The following is a 19,753-nucleotide window of genomic DNA, read 5'->3' as shown; positions in this document are numbered from 1 at the left end:
TGCCCGGTCTTATCCCCTTCTCATGCGGCATGCGGCCAACGCCTTTCCGGCGCCGCGGCTCCGGACCGCCCATGGAGGCCGTCAAGATGCCGTCATGACTGCAATTTGCCTAAATAACATCATGTAATTACTTATAAAAAATCTCGCCTCCCCGGTGGCACGTGTCTTGCTAAATCTGAGCAGGACGTTATTACGAACTCCGTGCACAAGGGAAGGGACCGAGATGGCGAGAAAAGACGAAGAAATCAACGAAGACGAAGATAACGAAAAGCCCAAGCCGAAAAAGAAATCGGGGATCCTCAAGATCGTGCTGATCGTTGTCTCCGTGATTGTGCTGATCGGGGCGAGCGTGGGTGCGACGTTGCTGCTGACCGGCGGCCCGGGCAAGCACGACGCGGAGGAGGTGGCTGCCGCCGATGCAGGCGGTGAGGAAGGCGCCGAGGCTGCCGCCGACGAAGCGCCCAAGGCCAAGCCGAAGAAGTCCAAGGAGAAGAAGTCGTCGAAGGAGCCCAAGGCCGCCCCCCATCTACGTCGAGCTGGGCGATCCCTTCGTGATCAACTTCGTCGAAGGGGTCCAGATCCGTTACCTGCAGGTCAAGATCGAGGCGATGACGCGGGACCAGGTGGTTTCGGAGGCCATCAAGACCCATCTGCCGCAGATCCGGAACAACCTCGTGATGATGTTCGGCAACCAGGACTACGCCTCGCTCAACACCGCGGAGGGCAAGCAGAAGATCCGCGACCAGGCGCTCGTTGAAATCCAGAACATCCTCAAGGAAGAAACGGGCAATACCGGGGCGGAAGCCGTCTATTTCACCAGCTTCGTGATGCAGTGACGGCCATGGCGGTTAACGACATTCTGAGCCAGGACGAGATCGACGCGCTGCTCAACGGCGTCACCAGCGGCGAGGTCGAATCCGAGTCCGACCAGCCGGTCGCGGCGGGAGACATCGCCGACTACGACTTCACCAGCCAGGACCGCATCGTGCGTGGCCGGCTGCCGACTCTGGAGATGATCAACGAGCGCATGGCGCGCCAGCTGCGCATCAGCTTCTTCAACCTGCTGCGGCGCAGCGCCGAGATCGCGGTCGGCAATGTGCAGATGATCAAGTTCAACGAGTACGTCCACAGCCTGTTCATGCCGGCGAGCCTGAACGTGATCCGCGTGCCGCCGCTCAAGGGCATGGGGCTGCTGGTGATCGATCCCAAGCTGGTGTTCAGCTTCGTGGACAACTTTTTCGGCGGGCGCGGGCGCTTCAACGCCAAGATCGAAGGGCGCGAGTTCACGCCCACCGAGCAGCGCATCATCAAGATCATCCTTGATATGACCTTCCTCAACATCAAGGAGGCATGGAATCCGGTCGTCGGTGTCGACATCGAGCTGGTCAGCACCGAAATCAATCCGAACTTCGCCAATATCGTCAGTCCGAGCGAGGTGGTCGTGGTTTCAAGCTTCCACATCGAGTTCGAGGGCGGCGGCGGAGACATCCACGTAACGCTGCCGTACTCGATGATCGAGCCGATCCGGGAGATGCTGGAGTCGGTAATACAGAGCGACCGTGTCGAGCTCGACGAGCGCTGGACCGTGTCGCTGCGCAACGAGCTCATGCATGCGGAGGTGGATCTGTCCAGCACGCTGACGGAGACCCGGATCAGCATGCGCCAGCTGAACGCCCTCCAGGCCGGGGACATCATACCGATCGAGATCCCGGAGTCGATCACCGCGATGGTCGAAGACATCCCGGTGTTCCGCGGCATGTTCGGCAGCGCTGACGGCAAGAACGCCATCAAGGTTACAGAGCTGGTCCAGAACCAGCGCGGCAGGCAGTTGATGACTATCACAGGAGCGGCGTGATGAACGATGCAACGAAGACGGAGAGCGGCGCGGTGGAGGCCCAGGCCGGCATGGGACAGGGCGAGGATTACGCGCGCGCAAGTTTCCAGAACCTGCAGGATGATTCCTCCGGCGCCTCCATAGGAGATAAAAGTCTGGACATGATCCTGGATATCCCGGTCACGGTGGCGGTCGAGATCGGACGCACCAAGATCTCCATCAGCAACCTGCTCAAGCTCAACCAGGGTTCGGTCGTCGAGCTGGACCGACTCGCCGGCGAGCCGATGGATGTCACGGTGAACGGTACGCTGGTTGCGCACGGCGAGGTGGTGGTGGTGAACGAGAAGTTCGGCATCCGCCTCACGGACGTGATCAGCGCGACCGAGCGCGTCAAGAAACTCAAGTAGTCCGCGCCGGAGCATGGGAATGTCAGGACGGAATCCGCTCACCATGGGCCTGCGCGTGGCGTGCGCCTGCCTGCCGCTGGTCGCACTGCCCGCGGTCGCGCTGGCCCAGGGCGCCGACCCCGCGCTTGCCCACAAGGGCGCGGTGTCGCTCGCCGGTGTGCTGCAGATGATCACCGGGCTGATCGCCGTGCTTGCGCTGATCTTCGCCGGCGCCTGGGCGCTGAAGCGTTTCGGGCGCATGCAGGGGGGCGAGCATGAACAGCTGCGGCTGGTCGGCGGCATCAATCTCGGCCAGCGCGAGCGCATCGTGATCGTGCAGGCCGGCAGTGACCGCCTGCTGATCGGTGTCGCGCCGGGCTGCATCAGGACGCTGCATGTGCTGGAGCCGGCCTCCGAAGGCGGGGCGGATCCTGCGGGCGCCGGCCCGGCCGCGCCGGCCAGCTTCCTTGGCCGCTTCAACCAGGAGCTCAGAAAGAGAATATCGCTGTCATGACAAGACTCATCCTCCTCGTCCTTCTCGCTCTGGCTCCCTGCGCGGCCGCGCTCGCCGACGCGGGCCTGGCGGCGGTCACCGTGACCACGGCCCCCGACGGCGGCAAGACCTACAGCCTCAGCCTGCAGATACTGGCGCTGCTGACCGCGATGTCCCTGCTGCCCGCGGGCCTCATGATGATGACTTCGTTTACCCGCATCATCATCGTGCTGGCGATCCTGCGCCAGGCGCTTGGCACGGCGTCGACACCGACCACCCAGACGCTGATCGGTCTGGCGCTGTTCCTGACGATCTTCATCATGATGCCGGTGTTCACCGACGTCTATGACAACGCCGTGCAGCCCTACACCGAGGAGAAGATGACGATGAAAGAGGCGCTCGACCGCGGCAGCGTGCCCATCAAGAAATTCATGCTGGAGCAGACGCGAGACTCGGATCTCAGCCTGTTCGCCGGGATCTCCGGCAGTCCGGGCGTGGAGTCGCGCGAGCAGGTGCCTTTCGCTGCTGATGCCGGCCTTCCTCACGAGCGAACTGAAGACGGCCTTCCAGATCGGCTTCATCATCTTCATCCCTTTCCTGATCATCGACCTGGTGGTGGCGAGCGTGCTGATGTCGATGGGTATGATGATGCTGTCTCCCCTCATCATCTCGCTGCCGTTCAAGATCATGCTGTTCGTGCTGGTGGACGGCTGGGCGCTCATCCTCGGGACGCTTGCCGCGAGCTTCTCCGCATGAACGCCGCGCCGCAGTGCCGCACTGGAGAAAGGCCATGACACCGGAATCCGTCGTCACCATAGGACAGGACGCCCTCTACGTGACCCTGATGATCCTCGCGGTCCTGCTGCTGCCCGCGCTCGGGATCGGCCTGCTGGTCAGCATGTTCCAGGCGGCCACCCAGATCAACGAGCAGACGCTGAGCTTCATACCCAAGCTGTTCGTGGTTCTGGTCGTGATGATCGCCGCCGGACCCTGGATCCTGAGGTCGCTGGTCAATTACACCGAGGGGCTCATCCAGAGCATACCGTCGCTCATAGGATGAGTGTCCGGCCCGGCGGGACGATGCAGAAATGAACTTCACCGAACAGGAGCTGACGCAGTGGATCACGGGTTTCATCTGGCCCTTCTTCCGCATCGCCGCCCTGATCATGGTTGCACCCATCCTGGGCGTGCGCATCGTGCCGATGCGCTTTCGCGTCGGCCTCGCGCTTGCGCTGACCCTGGTCATTGCACCCGTGCTGCCGCCGGGTCCGCAGGTGGATCCCGCAAGCGTACAGGGCATCCTGATCTCCGGCGCACAGATCATGATCGGGCTTGCCATGGGATTCCTCGTGCGCCTGGTCTTCAGCGCGGTGGAGATGGGGGGGAACCTGATCGGTCAGACCATGGGCCTGGGTTTCGCCCAGATGATGGACCCTGCCAACGGCGTCACGGTGCCCGTGGTGAGCCAGTTCTACACTGTACTTGCCACGCTGATATTCCTCATCCTGAACGGCCATCTGATCCTGATCGAAACCCTGGTCGACAGCTTCCGGACGATCCCGGTGGCGCTTGCGTCGATCAGCGGCGACGGCCTGTGGACACTGCTCGCCTGGAGCGCATGGATCTTCAAGGGAGCGCTGATCATCTCGCTGCCGGCGCTCGCGGCCCTGCTGCTGGTAAACGCCGCCTTCGGGGTCATGATGCGCGCCGCGCCCCAGCTCAACATCTTCGTCATCGGGTTCCCGATCTCGCTCATGCTGGGTTTCATTTTTATCCTGCTGTCGCTTCCGTTGTTCCCGGCGCAGTTCACCAGCCTGGTCGAGAGCTCCTTTGACGCGGTCAATACGATGATAGCGGAGTAGGGTGATGGCAGAGAATTCCGCACAGGAACGCACAGAACAGGCCACCCCCAAGCGACTGCAGGAGGCGCGCGAACGCGGTCAGGTGCCGCGTTCGCGCGAACTCACCACGATGGCCGTGCTGCTGGTATCGGCGGCGGGCATGATGCTGCTGGGCGACGGCGTCGTGCGGCAGTCACTGCGCACCATGGAGCTCTCATTCGCGGCGCCGCGCGCCGAACTCATGGACGCCGCCTCCATGCTGCTCAAGCTGCAGCAGGCCATCATCGAGTCGGTGGTCGCGCTCGCTCCCTTCCTGATGGTGGTAATGGCGGTCGCGCTGCTCGCGCCGCTTGCGCTGAGCGGGTGGGCCTTCAGCACCAAGGCGATGGCCTTCAAATGGGACAAGCTCGATCCCGTCAAGGGGATGGGCCGCGTCTTCGGCGTGCGCGGTCTGGTTGAGCTGCTCAAGGCCATGGCCAAATTCGGCGTCGTCCTGGCGATCGCCATTCTGCTGCTGCTGGGCAATGCCGAGGATCTGCTCGGTCTCGGCGGGATGGATGTCAATACTGCCATCGCCGGCGCCGGCAGCTTGCTGTTGCATGCCTTTCTCCTGCTGAGCGGCGCCATGATCGTGATCGCCGCGATCGACGTCCCGTTCCAGCTGTGGGACCACAAGAAGCAGCTCCGCATGACGCACCAGGAGATCAAGGAAGAATTCCGCCAGACCGACGGCAGCCCGGAAGTGAAGCGCCGCATCCGCGAGATCCAGCACGAGCAGTCGCGCCGCCGCATGATGGATGCGACACCGAAGGCGGACGTCGTCATCACCAACCCGACGCACTATGCAGTGGCCCTGCGCTACGACCAGAGCAGAATGTCGGCCCCGGTGGTGGTGGCAAAGGGCAGGGATCTCGTTGCGCTGGAGATCAGGAATATCGCGCTCAGGCACAAGGTTCCGATCCTGTCCGCGCCGCCGCTCGCGCGCGCCATCTATTACAGCACGCGCCTGGAGCAGGAGATCCCGTCGGGCCTGTTCCTGGCGGTGGCGCAGATCCTGGCCTATGCCTTCCAGCTGCGCCGGAAGCCGCGCCGCGGGCAGGGGACGAACAGGGACTTCAACGATCTCCCGATACCGGACGACCTGCGCCGGGACGATTGAGTCCGGCAGACGGCGGGATACGGGCAATGAACGCAAGAACGCATACGAGGAATGCATATGGCTGAGGCAAACGTACTGGGAAGCATCCGTGACTTCGGCCGCCACGGCGCGCTGGGGGCGCCCCTGCTGATGATCGCGCTGCTGGCGATGCTGGTGGTGCCGCTGCCGCCGCTCATGCTCGACGTCTTCTTCACCTTCAACATCGCGCTGTCCCTGGTCGTGATCCTGGCCTGCGTGTACACCCAGCGTCCGCTCGACTTCGCCACCTTTCCCACCGTGCTGCTGCTCGCGACACTGCTGCGCCTCGCGCTCAACATCGCCTCGACCCGGGTGGTGCTGCTCGAGGGGCATACCGGTGCCGACGCGGCCGGACACGTCATCGAGTCCTTCGGCTCCTTCGTCGTGGGCGGCAACTACGCCGTCGGCATCATCGTATTCGCGATCCTGGTCATCATCAACTTCGTGGTGGTGACCAAGGGCGCCGGCCGCATCTCCGAGGTCAGCGCGCGCTTCACCCTGGATTCAATGCCCGGCAAACAGATGGCGATCGACGCCGACCTCAACGCCGGCATCATCGGCCAGGAGGAGGCCAAGCGGCGGCGCGCGGACGTGGTGGCGGAGGCGGATTTCTACGGCTCCATGGACGGCGCCAGCAAGTTCGTGCGCGGCGACGCCGTCGCCGGCATCCTCATCCTGTTCATCAACATCATCGGCGGCCTCGCCATCGGCATGATGCAGCACGACATGGCGTTCGCCAACGCCATGCACAACTACACCCTGCTCACCATCGGCGACGGACTGGTGGCGCAGATCCCCGGCCTCGTGCTGTCGACCGCGGCGGCCATCATGGTGACGCGTGTGTCGAGCGAGCAGGACATGGGCAAGCAGCTGCTCAGCCAGCTGTTCGACAGCCCGCGCGCGCTCGCTGTAACGGCTGGCGTCATGGGCCTGCTCGGCATCGTTCCGGGCATGCCCAACGTCGCCTTCCTGACCCTGGCCGGTATCGCGGGGGCGGGTAGCTACATGATCCAGCAGCGCAGGTCGCAGCCCGCGCGCGCGCAGGAACAGGCGCGCACGGCGGCTGCGGCGGAACAGAAGCCGAGCGAGCCGCGCGAACTCAGCTGGGAGGACGTGGTGCCGGTCGACACGGTCGGACTCGAGGTCGGTTACCGCCTCATCCCGCTGGTGGACAAGAACCAGGGCGGCCAGCTCATGAGCCGGATCAAGGGCGTGCGCAAGAAACTGACGCAGGAGATCGGCTTCCTGATCCCCTCGGTACACATTCGCGACAACCTTGAACTGGCGCCGAGCGCCTACCGCGTCACCCTGATGGGCGTCACCCTGGGCGAGGCCGAGGTCTTCCCCGACCGCGAGCTGGCCATCAATCCGGGTCGCGTGTTCGGGAAGCTGGCGGGAGTACAGACCAAGGACCCGGCCTTCGGCATGGACGCCGTGTGGATCGAGGCGAACCAGCGCGAGCAGGCGCAGACCATGGGTTACACGGTCGTCGATACCAGCACCGTGATCGCGACGCACCTCAACCACATCCTGCAGACGCATGCGCACGAACTGCTCGGCCGCGAGGAGGTGCAGCAGTTGCTGGACAACCTCGCCAAGGTCTCGCCGAAGCTGGTCGACGGCCTGGTGCCGGATTCGCTGCCGCTCGGCACCGTGCAGAAGGTGTTGCGCAACCTGCTGGAGGAGAAGGTACCGATCCGCGACATGCGCACAATCGTGGAAAATCTGGCGTCCGCCTCGGCCAGCAGTCAAGACCCCGGCGTTCTCACCGCCTCCGTGCGCGTCGCCCTTGGCCGCCTGATCACGCAGAGCATCAGCGGTCTCGGCAGCGAGCTGCCGGTGATCACCCTGGATCAGACGTTGGAACAGTTATTGCACGAGACTCTGCGCACCCAGGGGGCCGGCGGCATGGCCCTCGAACCGGGACTGGCCGACCGGCTGCACCAGTCGCTGCTGGAGGCGGCGCAGCGGCAGGAGATGGCGGGACAGCCGGTGGTGCTGCTGGTATCCCCGGGGCTGCGCATGGTGATGGCGCGCTTCACCCGCCACACGATCCCAGCCATGAACGTGCTGTCGTACGACGAAATACCGGACAACCGGCAGATCAAGATCGTCGCCAACATCGGACGGCCGGACCGGTGAAACGGCGATAACCGCCGCGCAAGATGCGCGGCGCTGAACGAGGCGAACGATGAAGATAAAACGATTTTTTGCCCCCGACATACGCCAGGCCATCCGCATGGTGCGCGATGAGCAGGGACCGGAGGCGGTGATCCTCTCCAACAGCCGCGTCAATGGCGGCGTGGAGATCGTCGCTGCAGTCGATTACGACGAGACGGTTTTCAAGGCGGTAAAGACCGAAATCATGGGCGAAACCCGGACGCAGGAGGTTCCCGCGCCGGCCGTCGCTGCCGCCCGCAGGACGGTCGAGGCCGTCCAGCCCGCCGCGCCGGCCGCCGAGGCGCCCGACAACATCTGGAGCCAGGAGCCGACGCTGGTCGAGCTGCGCTCCGAACTCAGCCATATGCGCCTGATGATGGAAAACCAGCTGTCGAGCCTCGCCTGGGGCCATTTCAGCCGGCGCGAACCGGCCGCCGTCGAGCTGATCCAGCGTCTGATGCATTTCGGCCTGACCGCAGCCCAGAGCCGCAGTCTCGTCGACGGTCTCGGGCATCTCGATGACGACATCGAGGGGCTGTGGCAGCGCGCGCTGAACCTGCTTGCGAATGACATCCCGCTGTACGGACACGACATCCTCAACGACGGCGGCATCGTCGCACTGGTCGGCCCGACCGGCGTGGGCAAGACCACCACCGCCGCGAAGCTCGCCGCGCGCTATGCGATGCGCCACGGCAGCCGCCAGGTGGCCTTGATCACCGTCGACAACTATCGCGTCGGCGCCTATGAGCAGCTGCGCACCTACGGCCGCATCCTCGATGTCCCGGTCAAGACTGCCGACAGCCGCGACGAACTGCGCAAGGTGCTCAACGACCTGTGCGACCGCCGCCTGATCCTGATCGATACCACCGGCATGGGCCAGCATGACAGCGCGCTGCTGAAGCAGGCGGAGCTGCTCGACAAGTCGCACATGAACAAGAAGACCCTGCTGCTGCTGTCCGCCACCACGCGCCTGTCCGGGCTGGGGGATGTGGCGGGCGCCTTCGGCGCGTTCCATCCGGACGGATGCATCCTGACCAAGCTGGACGAGGCCACCTGCATCGGCGGCGCCGTCAGCGCGGCGATCAGTCACGCGCTGCCGGTGGCGTACTACAGCGACGGCCAGCGCGTGCCGGAAGACCTGCATCAGGCGCGCGCCGGCACGCTGGTGGCACGCGGTGTGCAGACGATGAAAAACTCGGAATCCTCCATCAACGAAGATCTGATCGCACTCAGTTTCGGAAAGGAAGTGGCCAATGCTTATGTCTGACAAGGGACTGTCCCAGGTGGCCGGTCTGCGTGAATTCTCCCGCCAGACGCCCGTGCGCGTCATCGCGGTGACGGGCGGAAAGGGCGGCGTCGGCAAGACCAACGTCTCGGTCAATCTCGGCGTGACGCTCGCCATGAGTGGTGAGCGGGTGCTGCTGATGGACGCCGACCTCGGCCTCGCCAACGTCGATGTTCTGCTCGGCCTGCAGCCGAGCGTGAATCTGTCGCATGTCGTCAAGGGCGACTGTTCGCTCGACGACGTGCTCATGGAGGGGCCGCACGGCCTGCGCATCATCCCCGCGTCCTCGGGTGTGAAACGCATGGCGGAACTCAGCCAGGCGGAACATGCCGGCCTGATCCGCGCCTTCAGCGCCCTCAGCTTCAATCCGGAGATCCTGCTGGTCGACACCGCGGCGGGCATCTCCGACAGCGTGGTGACCTTCGCCCGCGCGGCGCACGAGGTTCTGGTGGTGGTATGCGACGAGCCCGCATCGATCACCGACGCCTACGCCATGATCAAGATCCTGCACCGCGAGCACGGTGTGGACCGGTTCCGCGTGCTGGCCAACATGGTGCAAAGCGCGCAGGAGGGGAGCGAGCTGTACAGAAAGCTCGCCAAGGTGGCCGACCGCTTTCTCGACGTCAATCTCGACTATGTCGGCGCGATCCCCTACGACGAATTCCTGCGCAAGGCGGTGCAGAAACAGCGCGCCCTGGTGGATGCGTATCCGCGCAGCAAGGCGGCGCTCTCCTTCGGCAAGATCGCGCAGAAGGTGGCGCAGTGGCCGACCCCGCGGGCGGCAAGCGGCTGTATCGAATTTTTCGTGGAAAGACTGTTCGTAAACAACAACGGCGGCAGGACAACTGTGGGCATATCATGAATAAACCAGCCATGTATACACCGATAGACAACGAGGATAAAGGGTATCAGGAAGTGGTGACGCAATACGCTTCACTCGTGAAGCGCATCGCCTACCACATCATGAGCAGGCTGCCGCCGAGCGTTCAGGTCGACGACCTGATCCAGGCCGGGATGATCGGCCTGCTCGAGGCGGCGCGCAACTACGATGCCGGCCAGGGGGCGAGCTTCGAGACCTACGCGGGCATACGCATCCGCGGCTCCATGCTCGACGAGATCCGCAAGGGCGACTGGGCGCCGCGCTCGGTGCACCGCAAGGCGCGCCAGGTCGCCGATGCCGTGCGCGAGATCGAGAACGCCACCGGCCGAGACGCCAGGGACCATGAGGTGGCCAAGGTGCTCGGCATGAGCCTGGACGAGTATCACAAGACGCTGCAGGACGCGAGCGGCTGCCGGCTGCTGAGTTTCGAGGAGATGGGCATGAGCGAGGATGCCGTTCCCTCGCGCTTCGGCAAGGGTGACAACGGGCCGTTCGAGGGCGTGCAGCGCGATGATTTCAAGCGCAATCTCGCGGAGGCGATCTCCGGATTGCCCGATCGCGAACGCCTGGTCCTCACGCTCTATTATGAAGAGGACCTCAACCTGCGTGAGATCGGTGCGGTGATCGGGGTCAGCGAGTCGCGCGTCAGCCAGATCCACAGCCAGGCGCTGGTCCGGCTGCAGACCCGGCTCGGCCACTGGCGGACGAACGACTGAATCGCGCCGCCGGCGCAGGGATCGCACTGCACAGGGAAGGTGTGCCGGGACGCATGCGCGTCGCCGGCAGGAACGGAACGGGGATTATGCACAGGCCAGGCGGAACTTACGGATTGACGGGCGCGGGGACCGCCCGCAACCTGCCTGTCGCATGGGAGCGATAGATCTTGGATATGCTGACCATAGCCGGTGTCGCGCTCGCCTTCATCGCGATACTCGGTGGCAACGCGCTGGAAGGCGGGCACCTCTCGTCGCTGTTGCAGCTGACGGCGTTTCTCATCGTGTTTGGCGGCACCACCGGCGCCGTCCTGATCCAGACCCCGTTCAACATCTTCATGCGTTCGCTCAAGATGACCATGTGGGTCGTCTTCCCGCCCAAGGTCGCCGCGGCGGAGGCCATACAGAAGATCGTCAACTGGAGCAATATCGCGCGCAAGGAGGGCCTGCTCGGCCTGGAGTCGGTCACCGAAAGCGAGCCCGATCAGTTCGCCCGCAAGGGATTGCAGCTGCTGGTGGACGGCAGCGACCCGCAGGCGATCCGCGCCATCATGGAAGTGGAAGTGGGCGTCCATGAATATCACGACACCCAGGCGGCCAAGGTGTACGAGGGCATGGGTGGTTACTCCCCCACGATCGGCATCATCGGCGCCGTCATGGGTCTCATTCACGTCATGGCGAACCTGGCCGATCCCAGCAAGCTGGGTTCGGGCATCGCGGTGGCATTCGTGGCCACGATCTACGGCGTCGGCCTCGCCAACCTGTTTTTCCTGCCGATAGCCAACAAGCTCAAGGGCATCGTGCACGTCCATACGCAGTTCCGCGAGATGATCATCGAAGGCATCGTGTCCATCGCCGAAGGGGAAAACCCGCGCAACATCGAGACCAAGCTGCAGGGCTACATCCACTGACGGTCCGCCCATGGCGCGCAAGAAAAAGCATGAGGAGCACGAGAATCACGAGCGCTGGCTCGTGTCGTACGCGGATTTCATCACGCTGCTGTTCGCGTTCTTCGTCGTCATGTACGCGGTTTCTTCGGTCAACGCCGGCAAATACCGCGTCCTGTCCGATTCACTGGTGGCGGCCTTCAACGAACCCAAGAAATCCTTCGAGCCGATCCAGGTGGGCGAGATCGTGAAATCCGCCACCAATGCCTCGATCGAGATCGTCAGCAAGCCCACGCTGATCAAGGTCCCGATCGTCACCCTGAGCAACCAGGATACGGACAAGGGCAACCTGCCCGGCGCCGGCTTCACATCGTCGCCGGAGAACGCGCGCGACATCCAGAAGATTGCGGACGAGGTAGCCGAGGCCATGCAGAAGCTGGTCGACATGGGACTGGTCGCGATCAGCGTGACGGACCTCTGGGTCGAGGTGGACATCAAGGACAGCGTGCTGTTTCCGAGCGGCAGCGCGCGGATCCGCCAGGAGGCGATCGAGGTGCTCACCCGCGTCGCGGCCATCCTGGCCGATTTCTCCAATCCGGTCCGCGTGGAGGGATTCACCGACAACGTGCCCATCAATACCCCGGTCTATCCGTCGAACTGGGAACTGTCCTCCGCGCGCGCCTCCAGCGTGGTGCGCCTGTTCGAGGGTCACGGCATCTCTTCCACCCGTCTGTCGGCGGTCGGCTACGGCGAGTATCGTCCGGTCATCGCCAACGATACTGCTGAAGGCCGCGCGAAAAACCGCCGCGTGGTACTGGTCGTGCTGGCCGACAAGGAGGTCGAATACCTCCTCGACGAACGCCTGCGCCAGTCCGCTGTCCCGGAGGAGGCAGGGTCCACCGCGTCTCCCGCAGCCACCGACATAGCGCCGCTGGCGACGGAACCGGCGGATTCCGTTCCTCTGTCGCCGGCCGGCGTAGCGGAGCCCGCGGAAGTTCCGCCTGCCACGGCGCCGGGCTTCACCGCGCCCGCCGCGCCGCCGGCGGTGCCGCCAACCCCGGCCGCCACGGCCCCCGCGCAGGCCGGCGTGAAGCCGCCTCGTCCGCCGAACCCGCGACCGCAGCGTGCGATCACACTGCCGCCCGTCCCGGCGCTCCCGGTGCGACCGCTGGAACTGGCCCCGCCCGCAGCACAGCCCAGGGTGGAGATCGGCCTGCCTCCGCTGCTGCCGCGCGGGGCCAGCATCGCCGGCCGGCAGCCGGACGCGCGATCGCCCTGACGCGGACCGGGTCACGGCACCCTGGCACGAAATGTGCAAATTTACGGATATTCGGACGGCCAATGGAGGTCGACGGAATGCCGGATATCGGGGACATAAAACCGACGCTGCCGACCTGGGGCAGGCGCCCGGTTGACCGTATCGGGCCGGATTCCGGTCAGCCCCGGCCGCCGCGCAGGGAAAAGACGCCTCCGCGGGACGAAGACGGGGAAAACAAGGATGACTCCCGCGGTGGACAGGTCGATGAATATGCCTGAGGTGAGCTTCGATGAATCTTGATATGACCGGACAGATCGTGGCGGCCACCGTCGCCGCCGCCGTGCTGGTGCTGGTGCTGCTGCAGGCGGCGAGCGTGATCCGTCTGCGCCGCGCCTACCGGGCGCTGCGCGCGGAATCCGCGGCGCTGCAGAACGAGTTGAGTGCGCTGTGCGCAGGCGCCTCCGGCGTGGGTGCGCACCTGAGCCGGCTGGATCAGCAGGTCATGCGGCTGGGCGAACGCCAGGACAACCTGGAGGCGCACGACTCGATGCACCGCGAGTACGACCGCGCGGTCAAACTCGTGCGCAACGGCTCCGGCGTCGAAGAGATCATGGCGCAGTGCAATCTTATCCGTACCGAGGCCGAGCTGCTGATGCGCCTGCATGGCGGGGCGCAGGATCGCCGGCACGCCGCGGTCTGAGACTCGTAGCCCGGATGCAGGCGCGGAGCGCCGGAAACCGGGGTAATGAATAAAGCATTCCCGGATGCCGCTGCGCTGTATCCGGGCTACAGAAGCTGTTCAGGGCAGGTTAAAGATAAAAAAGTCCGCAGATTCGGGCTGAATGTGCTGGGCTGCGCGTTGCTCAGCCCAGCCCGCAGCAGCTTGGTATGCCGGGTTTTACTCAGTCCTGAGTCCCAAGCCCTCGGTCCTTTGGTTCAGCCCGGCGGGATCTCCGGCATCGGTTCCCCGATGAAGTTGCCCTGCGCGCGGTTGACGCCGTACTCGCCGAGCAGGGCGAGGATCTCGGCATTCTCGACGAACTCCGCCACCACCACCTTCCCCAGCGTGCGCCCGACCTCGATCATCGACTTGACGAGGCGCTGGTCGACCGGATCATTGAGCAGGTTGCGGATGAAGCTGCCGTCGATCTTCAGGTAATCCACCGGGAACTGCTTCAGGTAGTTGAAGGAGCTGAAGCCGGTGCCGAAGTCGTCCAGCGCGAAGCGGCAGCCCAGCTCGCGCAGCTGGTTGATCATGTTGCGCGTCTGGTCATAGCTCGCCACCGCCGCCGTTTCGGTGATCTCGAAGGTGATGCGTTCCGCCGCCACCCCGCTGCGCGCGAGCTTGTCGCGCACCAGCGGCAGCAGGGCGTGGTCCTGGAAGGCGTGGATCGACAGGTTGACGTTGAGGGTCAGGTGCGACTGCTCGCGCGGCAGGCGCGCAAGCACGTCGATCGCGTACTGCACGACCCACAGGTCGATGTCGTGGATCAGGCCCATGCGCTCGGCGACCGGTATGAAGCGGTCCGGCGTGACCAGCGAGCCATCGGCCTCGCGCATGCGTATCAGCGCCTCATAGCCGACCACGCGTCCGCCGGGCAGCTCGATCACCGGCTGGAAGAACATGCAGAACCGGTCGTGCGCGAGCGCCTCGCGGATGCGCGGCACCCAGTCGGCCGCGTTGCGCAGGATGTTCGTCTCGACGTCATCCTTGTTGAACAGGTGCACCAGGTTGCGCCCGTGCGTCTTCGCCTCGAAGCAGGCCTGGCTGGAACGCGCCAAGGCCTCGCTCGCGTTGATGTCCTCGTGCGGCAGGATCAACGTCACACCGATGCTCGCGCACACGTGATAGTTGCGGTCCTCGGTGCGGAAGCGGTACTCGTCGATGGCCGTGCGCAGGGTCTCCGCCCGCGCCAGCGCCTCGGCCTCGCCGGTGTCCTCGATCAGCACGGCATACTCGTCGGAGCTGATGCGGGCGAGGATGTCGTGCGCGCGCAGCTGCTTGCGCAGGATGTTGGCGATGCTCATCAGGAGCCGGTCGCCGACCGCGTGGCCCTCCAGGTCGTTGATGACCTTGAACTGGTCGAGGTCGACGTAGAGCAGGGCGGCGGTGTTTGAGTTCGCGCGTGCGCTCGCGATAGCATCCTCCAGCGCGAGCTCGAGCCGGCGGCGGTTGAACAGGCCGGTGAGGTCGTCGTGCGAGACCAGATACTGCAGCCGCGCCTCCATCACCTTGCGCTCGGCGAGCTCGGTCTCGAGTTCGCTCTCGTGCTGGCGGCGGATATCGCGCTCCTTCTTCAGCAGCAGGGCGGAGATCACGCGCGGGATCAGCTCGGCGCGCTGCACCGGCCGGAACAGGATGTCGGTGGCGCCGGCGGCGAAGCTGCCCGGCAGCATGTCCTCCTGCCAGGCGGTGCGCTGCCGGATGAGGATGATCGGCATGTCGATCCAGGCCGGCTGGCGGCGGATCGCGCGGCACAGCTCATGGCCGTCGAACTGCGTCGTGGCGACGTCGAGCAGCAGGAGATCGATGGGGCGGGAGCCGAAGTCCAGGCTCCCGCGCAGCGCCTGCAGGACCGTGTCGCCGTCCGTGGCGGTGACGACGCGGGTGAAGCCGTTCTTCGCCAGCATGACCCCGATCGGCGTGGCGTCGCCGTCCGCGGCCGCGGCCACCAGGATGCCCATGGCGCGCAGTTCGTCAAGACGGGAATTGATGTCCTGCTGTTCGTTCAGGGCTGGCGGGTGGTCGGCGGCGGTTGCCGTCGCCGCCCGGGTATCGCGGCTGGAATTGTGCGCGGAGCTCATACTGACGGTTGTTTCAAATCCCTTTCATGCCATGCCGATATCGATTCTGGCATCTGTCGTGCATATTGAATTGCCTGGCATTCCGGCATCTCGCGATGTCCGGGTCGTTGCGTAGCATACTGTATATTAATTTCATGTTGAACATAAAGGTTTTTTTCGGGTGTCCAGGGGTCGCGGCGGCGGGCGGTGGTCCGGCGCCAGCGCGCCGTTGGACCTGTAGGACGCTGACGGGCGCAGCAGCGTTTCCCGGGTTGTCGGGTGGCGGTCATGCGGCCGGATAAGACGCAGCACCAGCTCTGGTTTACCCGGCGCGGCGAGGCCGTGCAGGGCCCCTTTCCTGCCGGCCAGATCATGCGCTATGTCATCCTCGGCCGGGTGCTGCTGTCGGACGAGGTCAGCACGGACGGGAAGGTCTGGGTGCCGCTGAGCCAGGTTCCGGAGATGATTCCGGAGATCGTGCAGTCCGACGCCGACGACCCCGCGCTGAGCCAGCGCCTGCAGGCGGCGAAGCGCTGGGAGGATGAGCGCGGCCGGAACCGGCGGCGCGACGAGGCCGCGATCGACGCCGACCAGCGGGGTGCGGAGGACCGGCGCAAGCAGGCGGCCTCCGCCGCCCGGCGCCCGCGCACCGCGCGTCCCGACCGCCTCGGTGAGCATATCGCGCAGAACAGGCGCCACCGCCTGGTGTCGGCGCTGATCGCGGTCGGCGTGCTGGCATTCCTCGGCATGCTGGTGGTGATTTACCGGCCTGCGACGAAGGTCGACAGCACGGGGCTGGACTGCGCGCAGCCGCCCGCGCCCGGCGTGGAATGGAGCAACTGCGCATTCGACGGACGCGGGCTCGCGCGCGCCGACCTTACCGCTGCGCAAATGAAGAACATGCGCCTCACCCGCGCCGATCTCAGCGGTGCAGTGCTGGAACGGGCCGATCTTTCCTACAGCGAGCTGGCGGTGGCGCGTCTGCGCGACGCCCGCCTGGGCGGCGCGGTGCTCGTGGGCGCCAGCCTGCGCGGGGCCGATCTCGGCGGCGCGGACCTCGCGGGCGCCGATCTCTCCTACGCCGATCTGCTCGGCGCCGACCTCACCGGCGCGAACCTGGTCGCCGCGACCCTGGACAACGCCATCTGGATCGACGGCAACATCTGCGCGCCGGGCTCGGTCGGCCGCTGCCAGACCGCACGCAATTAATCGGAAGGTCCTTCGGATGCACGCCCTGCGATTCACGCGTGGCGGTCATGCCCCGGCGCCGCGTGCGAGCGCATCCAGGTATCCGCTCCGGATCACGCCGGTGGTATAGCGCGCAAAGCGCAGCGTGTCCGACCAGTATCCCGGCGCCAGGCCGGCCTTGCGCCGCAGCTCGCGCAGGAAATCCTCCGGCTCCGGCAGCGCCTCCCACACCTTGGGCAGGAAGGTCGCACGGTGGCGCGTCCCTTCCTCCAGCACCACCCCGTCGGTGTGCGGGCGCAGCCGCCCGATCAGCTCGGTTTCGCTGCCGCAGACGAGGACCTCAAGCGGATTCAGCACCGCCACCTCCACGGTCAGCAGCGCCGCCTCGGCGCCGGCGAGCGGCGGGAAGCGCGGATCGAGGAAGGCGGCCGCGTAGGCGTTCATGACCAGGTCGTGCGCCAGTGCGCGAAACGGTTCGAGGGTGCCGATGCAGCCGCGCAATTCGTCCCCGCATGTCAGCGTGACGAAGCTCGCGCCGGGCCGGCGCAGCTCGGGCGGGTACTCGGCGAGACGCAGCGCCGGGGGTTCGCCGTGCGCGAGCCCGTGCGCGATCGCGGCGGCGGCGATGGACAGCAGCCGTACGGGCGCGCCGGCCGCGGTGTCCGCCTCGTGCGGCCGGCTATCCATCGAAGGCGAAGGCGCCGTAGCCCACCACGCGGTCGCGCGTGCCGGCGGTGTCGCCGGAGTTGCGCAGGTCGAGTACGCGGGCGTGCAGACCGTGCCGCTGCGCACACAGCAGCAGGCCGTTAACCGGGTTGCGGCCGCAGGCGTCGTCGTAGCGGATGTCCTGCGGCTGCAGCGCCTCGATCGCGCGCGAGGTGGCGGCGTCGAGCCGCTGCGCCGTGGCGTAGTCGCGGTAATGGCTGAGGTCGCTGCTGATCACGACCAGCGTCTCGTCGCCGCCCCATAGCGCCTCGATCACCTCGCTTACCTCTTCGGGCGCGGCATCGCCGACCACCAGCGGTATCAGCGTGAAATCGCCGAGCACTTCCTGCAGGAAGGGCAGTTGCACCTCCAGGCTGTGCTCCATGCGGTGCGCCTCGTCCAGGATGCGGACCTGCGGCAGTGTCAGCAGTTGCGCAGCCGCGGCGGTGTCAAGCGGGATCTCGCCCAGCGGCGTGGCGAAGGCCGTTGCGCTGCTGAGCGCCAGGCCGTCGAAGGCAATGCGATGGGCAGGGCCGAGCAGCACGACGCGCCGGATGCGCCCGCGCGCCGGGATCAGCCGCGCGTAGAGGCTCGCCGCGACCGGGCCGGAGTAGACGTAGCCGGCGTGCGGCGCGATGACGGCCTTGGGTACGGATCCCGCCGCGGGTTCCGCCGCGGCGAGCAGTGCGCGGACCTGGGCGCGCAGCTCGCGCGCGTCCGCAGGGTAGAACATGCCGGCGACGGCCGGGATTCTGGCGGTATGCATCGTTGTCTCCCTCCGTGAAGAGGCTGGATGCCAGCAACAATGGGGACGAATTTGTTTATTTACAGCACCCCGGCGTTATGGGATTGTCCTTGCTGAAGATAAATCCGTCCGTATACCTCCCGATGATGTGCCCGGGAAGTCCGGCAGGCAAGCGCGGACTTGCACTATGTGACCGCCGCCCCCATTTCCAGCGCCATGAAGCTGAATCATGCGTATAGTCGAGGGCAGCGGGGGGAGATTGCGCCATGACTGCATCCGCCGGTGTTGAGCTCGAGAGCGCGGCCACCGTGCCGACGCGCTACTGGCACGCGCTGGCCGACGGCCGCGTGCAGTGCGACCTGTGCCCGCGCTACTGCAAGCTGCACGAGGGGCAGCGCGGACTGTGCTTCGTGCGCGCCTGCCAGGACGGACGCGTCGTATTGACGACCTATGGCCGCTCCAGCGGCTACTGCATCGACCCGATCGAGAAGAAGCCGCTCAACCACTTCCTGCCCGGCACGCCGGTGCTTTCCTTCGGCACCGCCGGCTGCAACTTGGCCTGCAAGTTCTGCCAGAACTGGGACATCAGCAAGTCGCGCGAATTCGATACCCTGGCCGATGCCGCAGCGCCGGAGACCATCGCCCGCGCGGCGCGCGAACTCGGCTGCCGCAGCGTGGCCTTCACCTACAACGACCCGGTGATCTTCCACGAATACGCCATCGACGTCGCGCAGGCCTGCCGCGAGCAGGGCATCAGGACCGTGGCGGTCACCGCCGGCTACGTCTGCCCCGGGCCGCGCGCCGAGTTCTACCGCCACATGGACGCGGCCAACGTCGATCTCAAGGCCTTCACCGAGCGTTTCTACAAACACGTCACCGGTTCGCAGCTCGCTGCGGTGCTGGATACGCTGGTCTATCTCAGGCATCAGACGCAGGTGTGGTTCGAGCTGACCACGCTGCTGATCCCGGGGGAAAATGACTCCGCCGCCGAGATCGACGCCATGACGCGCTGGGTGGTGGAGCACCTCGGGCCGGACGTGCCGATGCATTTCACGGCCTTCCATCCGGACTGGAAGATGACGGACACGCCGCCGACCCCGCCGGCCACGCTGACGCGTGCGCGCGAGATCGCCCGCGCCAACGGCGTGCGCCACGCCTATACCGGCAATGTGCACGACGCCGCGGGCGGCAGCACCTTCTGCCATCACTGCGGTGGGCTGCTGATCCAGCGCGACTGGTATGTTCTGGGGGAATGGAACCTGGATGCGCGCGGCCGTTGCCGTAGCTGCGGGACGCCGTGCGCCGGGGTGTTCGAGCCGAAGCCCGGCGCCTGGGGCGCGCGGCGGCTGCCGGTGCGGCTGAAGGATTACGCCATTAGTGAAGAGCGGGGACAGACTTAAGTCTGTCCCCATGCACC

General features: G+C 65.7%; 20 protein-coding genes and 1 pseudogene. 18 read left to right on the top strand and 3 right to left on the bottom strand.

What is annotated here, in order from left to right; genetic code table 11:
• Positions 1-551 precede the first annotated feature (551 nt).
• From IPK65_04805 to IPK65_04730, 16 genes and pseudogenes are all read left to right on the top strand, one after another.
• Positions 552-836 (top strand): flagellar basal body-associated FliL family protein, encoded by a 285-nt coding sequence (locus IPK65_04805; protein ID MBK8162473.1) that lies wholly within the window; start codon positions 552-554, stop codon positions 834-836.
• 5 nt (positions 837-841) lie between these two features.
• A complete protein-coding gene (fliM, locus tag IPK65_04800; GenBank protein MBK8162472.1) occupies positions 842-1,855 on the top strand; it encodes a flagellar motor switch protein FliM in 1,014 nt (337 codons plus the stop codon).
• A complete protein-coding gene (gene fliN, locus IPK65_04795; GenBank protein ID MBK8162471.1) occupies positions 1,855-2,241 on the top strand; it encodes a flagellar motor switch protein FliN in 387 nt (128 codons plus the stop codon). Before fliM ends, fliN begins: the two co-directional genes overlap by 1 nt.
• A 19-nt stretch (positions 2,242-2,260) precedes the next feature.
• Entirely contained in the window at positions 2,261-2,734 is a 474-nt protein-coding gene (gene fliO / locus IPK65_04790; protein MBK8162470.1) for a flagellar biosynthetic protein FliO, read from the top strand.
• Positions 2,731-3,469 (top strand): annotated as a pseudogene (fliP, locus tag IPK65_04785) (flagellar type III secretion system pore protein FliP). The gene fliO and the pseudogene fliP overlap by 4 nt, the downstream one beginning before the upstream one ends.
• A gap of 34 nt (positions 3,470-3,503) precedes the next feature.
• A complete protein-coding gene (fliQ, locus tag IPK65_04780) occupies positions 3,504-3,773 on the top strand; it encodes a flagellar biosynthesis protein FliQ (GenBank protein MBK8162469.1) in 270 nt (89 codons plus the stop codon).
• A gap of 28 nt (positions 3,774-3,801) precedes the next feature.
• The gene (gene fliR / locus IPK65_04775) at positions 3,802-4,575 is read left to right on the top strand and encodes a flagellar biosynthetic protein FliR (GenBank protein ID MBK8162468.1); all 774 of its coding nucleotides are present in this window, start codon (positions 3,802-3,804) and stop codon (positions 4,573-4,575) included.
• A gap of 4 nt (positions 4,576-4,579) precedes the next feature.
• Complete coding sequence (gene flhB, locus IPK65_04770) at positions 4,580-5,713, top strand: flagellar biosynthesis protein FlhB (GenBank protein MBK8162467.1); 1,134 nt, start codon at positions 4,580-4,582, stop codon at positions 5,711-5,713.
• A 57-nt stretch (positions 5,714-5,770) separates the two neighbouring features.
• Positions 5,771-7,873 (top strand): flagellar biosynthesis protein FlhA, encoded by a 2,103-nt coding sequence (flhA, locus tag IPK65_04765; GenBank protein ID MBK8162466.1) that lies wholly within the window; start codon positions 5,771-5,773, stop codon positions 7,871-7,873.
• 49 nt (positions 7,874-7,922) lie between these two features.
• A complete protein-coding gene (gene flhF / locus IPK65_04760; GenBank protein MBK8162465.1) occupies positions 7,923-9,158 on the top strand; it encodes a flagellar biosynthesis protein FlhF in 1,236 nt (411 codons plus the stop codon).
• Entirely contained in the window at positions 9,151-10,038 is an 888-nt protein-coding gene (locus IPK65_04755; protein ID MBK8162464.1) for a MinD/ParA family protein, read from the top strand. Before flhF ends, IPK65_04755 begins: the two co-directional genes overlap by 8 nt.
• Positions 10,035-10,772, top strand: a complete 738-nt coding sequence (locus IPK65_04750) for an RNA polymerase sigma factor FliA (GenBank protein ID MBK8162463.1) — start codon at positions 10,035-10,037, stop codon at positions 10,770-10,772. Before IPK65_04755 ends, IPK65_04750 begins: the two co-directional genes overlap by 4 nt.
• Positions 10,773-10,939: 167 nt before the next feature.
• Entirely contained in the window at positions 10,940-11,680 is a 741-nt protein-coding gene (locus IPK65_04745) for a flagellar motor protein (GenBank protein ID MBK8162462.1), read from the top strand.
• Positions 11,681-11,690: 10 nt separating this feature from the next.
• Entirely contained in the window at positions 11,691-12,935 is a 1,245-nt protein-coding gene (motD, locus tag IPK65_04740) for a flagellar motor protein MotD (GenBank protein MBK8162461.1), read from the top strand.
• A 77-nt stretch (positions 12,936-13,012) separates the two neighbouring features.
• The gene (locus IPK65_04735; protein ID MBK8162460.1) at positions 13,013-13,192 is read left to right on the top strand and encodes a hypothetical protein; all 180 of its coding nucleotides are present in this window, start codon (positions 13,013-13,015) and stop codon (positions 13,190-13,192) included.
• An 11-nt stretch (positions 13,193-13,203) separates the two neighbouring features.
• Positions 13,204-13,614 (top strand): DUF2802 domain-containing protein, encoded by a 411-nt coding sequence (locus IPK65_04730; GenBank protein MBK8162459.1) that lies wholly within the window; start codon positions 13,204-13,206, stop codon positions 13,612-13,614.
• Between the two features lie 236 nt (positions 13,615-13,850).
• Here the strand turns inward: IPK65_04730 and IPK65_04725 are convergent, their stop codons facing one another.
• Entirely contained in the window at positions 13,851-15,719 is a 1,869-nt protein-coding gene (locus tag IPK65_04725) for an EAL domain-containing protein (GenBank protein ID MBK8162458.1), read from the bottom strand.
• A 267-nt stretch (positions 15,720-15,986) separates the two neighbouring features.
• Here IPK65_04725 and IPK65_04720 point away from each other — a divergent pair, with 267 nt between their 5' ends.
• Positions 15,987-16,907 (top strand): pentapeptide repeat-containing protein, encoded by a 921-nt coding sequence (locus tag IPK65_04720; protein MBK8162457.1) that lies wholly within the window; start codon positions 15,987-15,989, stop codon positions 16,905-16,907.
• Between the two features lie 45 nt (positions 16,908-16,952).
• Here IPK65_04720 and amrA read toward each other — a convergent pair whose 3' ends face one another.
• Together amrA and amrB are read right to left on the bottom strand one after the other, a co-directional pair.
• A complete protein-coding gene (gene amrA, locus IPK65_04715) occupies positions 16,953-17,573 on the bottom strand; it encodes an AmmeMemoRadiSam system protein A (protein MBK8162456.1) in 621 nt (206 codons plus the stop codon).
• The gene (gene amrB / locus IPK65_04710) at positions 17,566-18,357 is read right to left on the bottom strand and encodes an AmmeMemoRadiSam system protein B (GenBank protein ID MBK8162455.1); all 792 of its coding nucleotides are present in this window, start codon (positions 18,355-18,357) and stop codon (positions 17,566-17,568) included. Before amrB ends, amrA begins: the two co-directional genes overlap by 8 nt.
• A 245-nt stretch (positions 18,358-18,602) precedes the next feature.
• On the opposite strand from amrB, the gene amrS reads away from it, so the two are divergent.
• Positions 18,603-19,736 (top strand): AmmeMemoRadiSam system radical SAM enzyme, encoded by a 1,134-nt coding sequence (gene amrS, locus IPK65_04705; protein ID MBK8162454.1) that lies wholly within the window; start codon positions 18,603-18,605, stop codon positions 19,734-19,736.
• Positions 19,737-19,753: the final 17 nt, after the last annotated feature.

It is taken from the genome of Gammaproteobacteria bacterium (assembly GCA_016712635.1).
Classification (GTDB): Bacteria; Pseudomonadota; Gammaproteobacteria; order SZUA-140; family SZUA-140; genus JADJWH01.
Note: the sequence above shows the minus strand (reverse complement) of the source record. Positions and strands in the feature narration are given on the sequence as shown.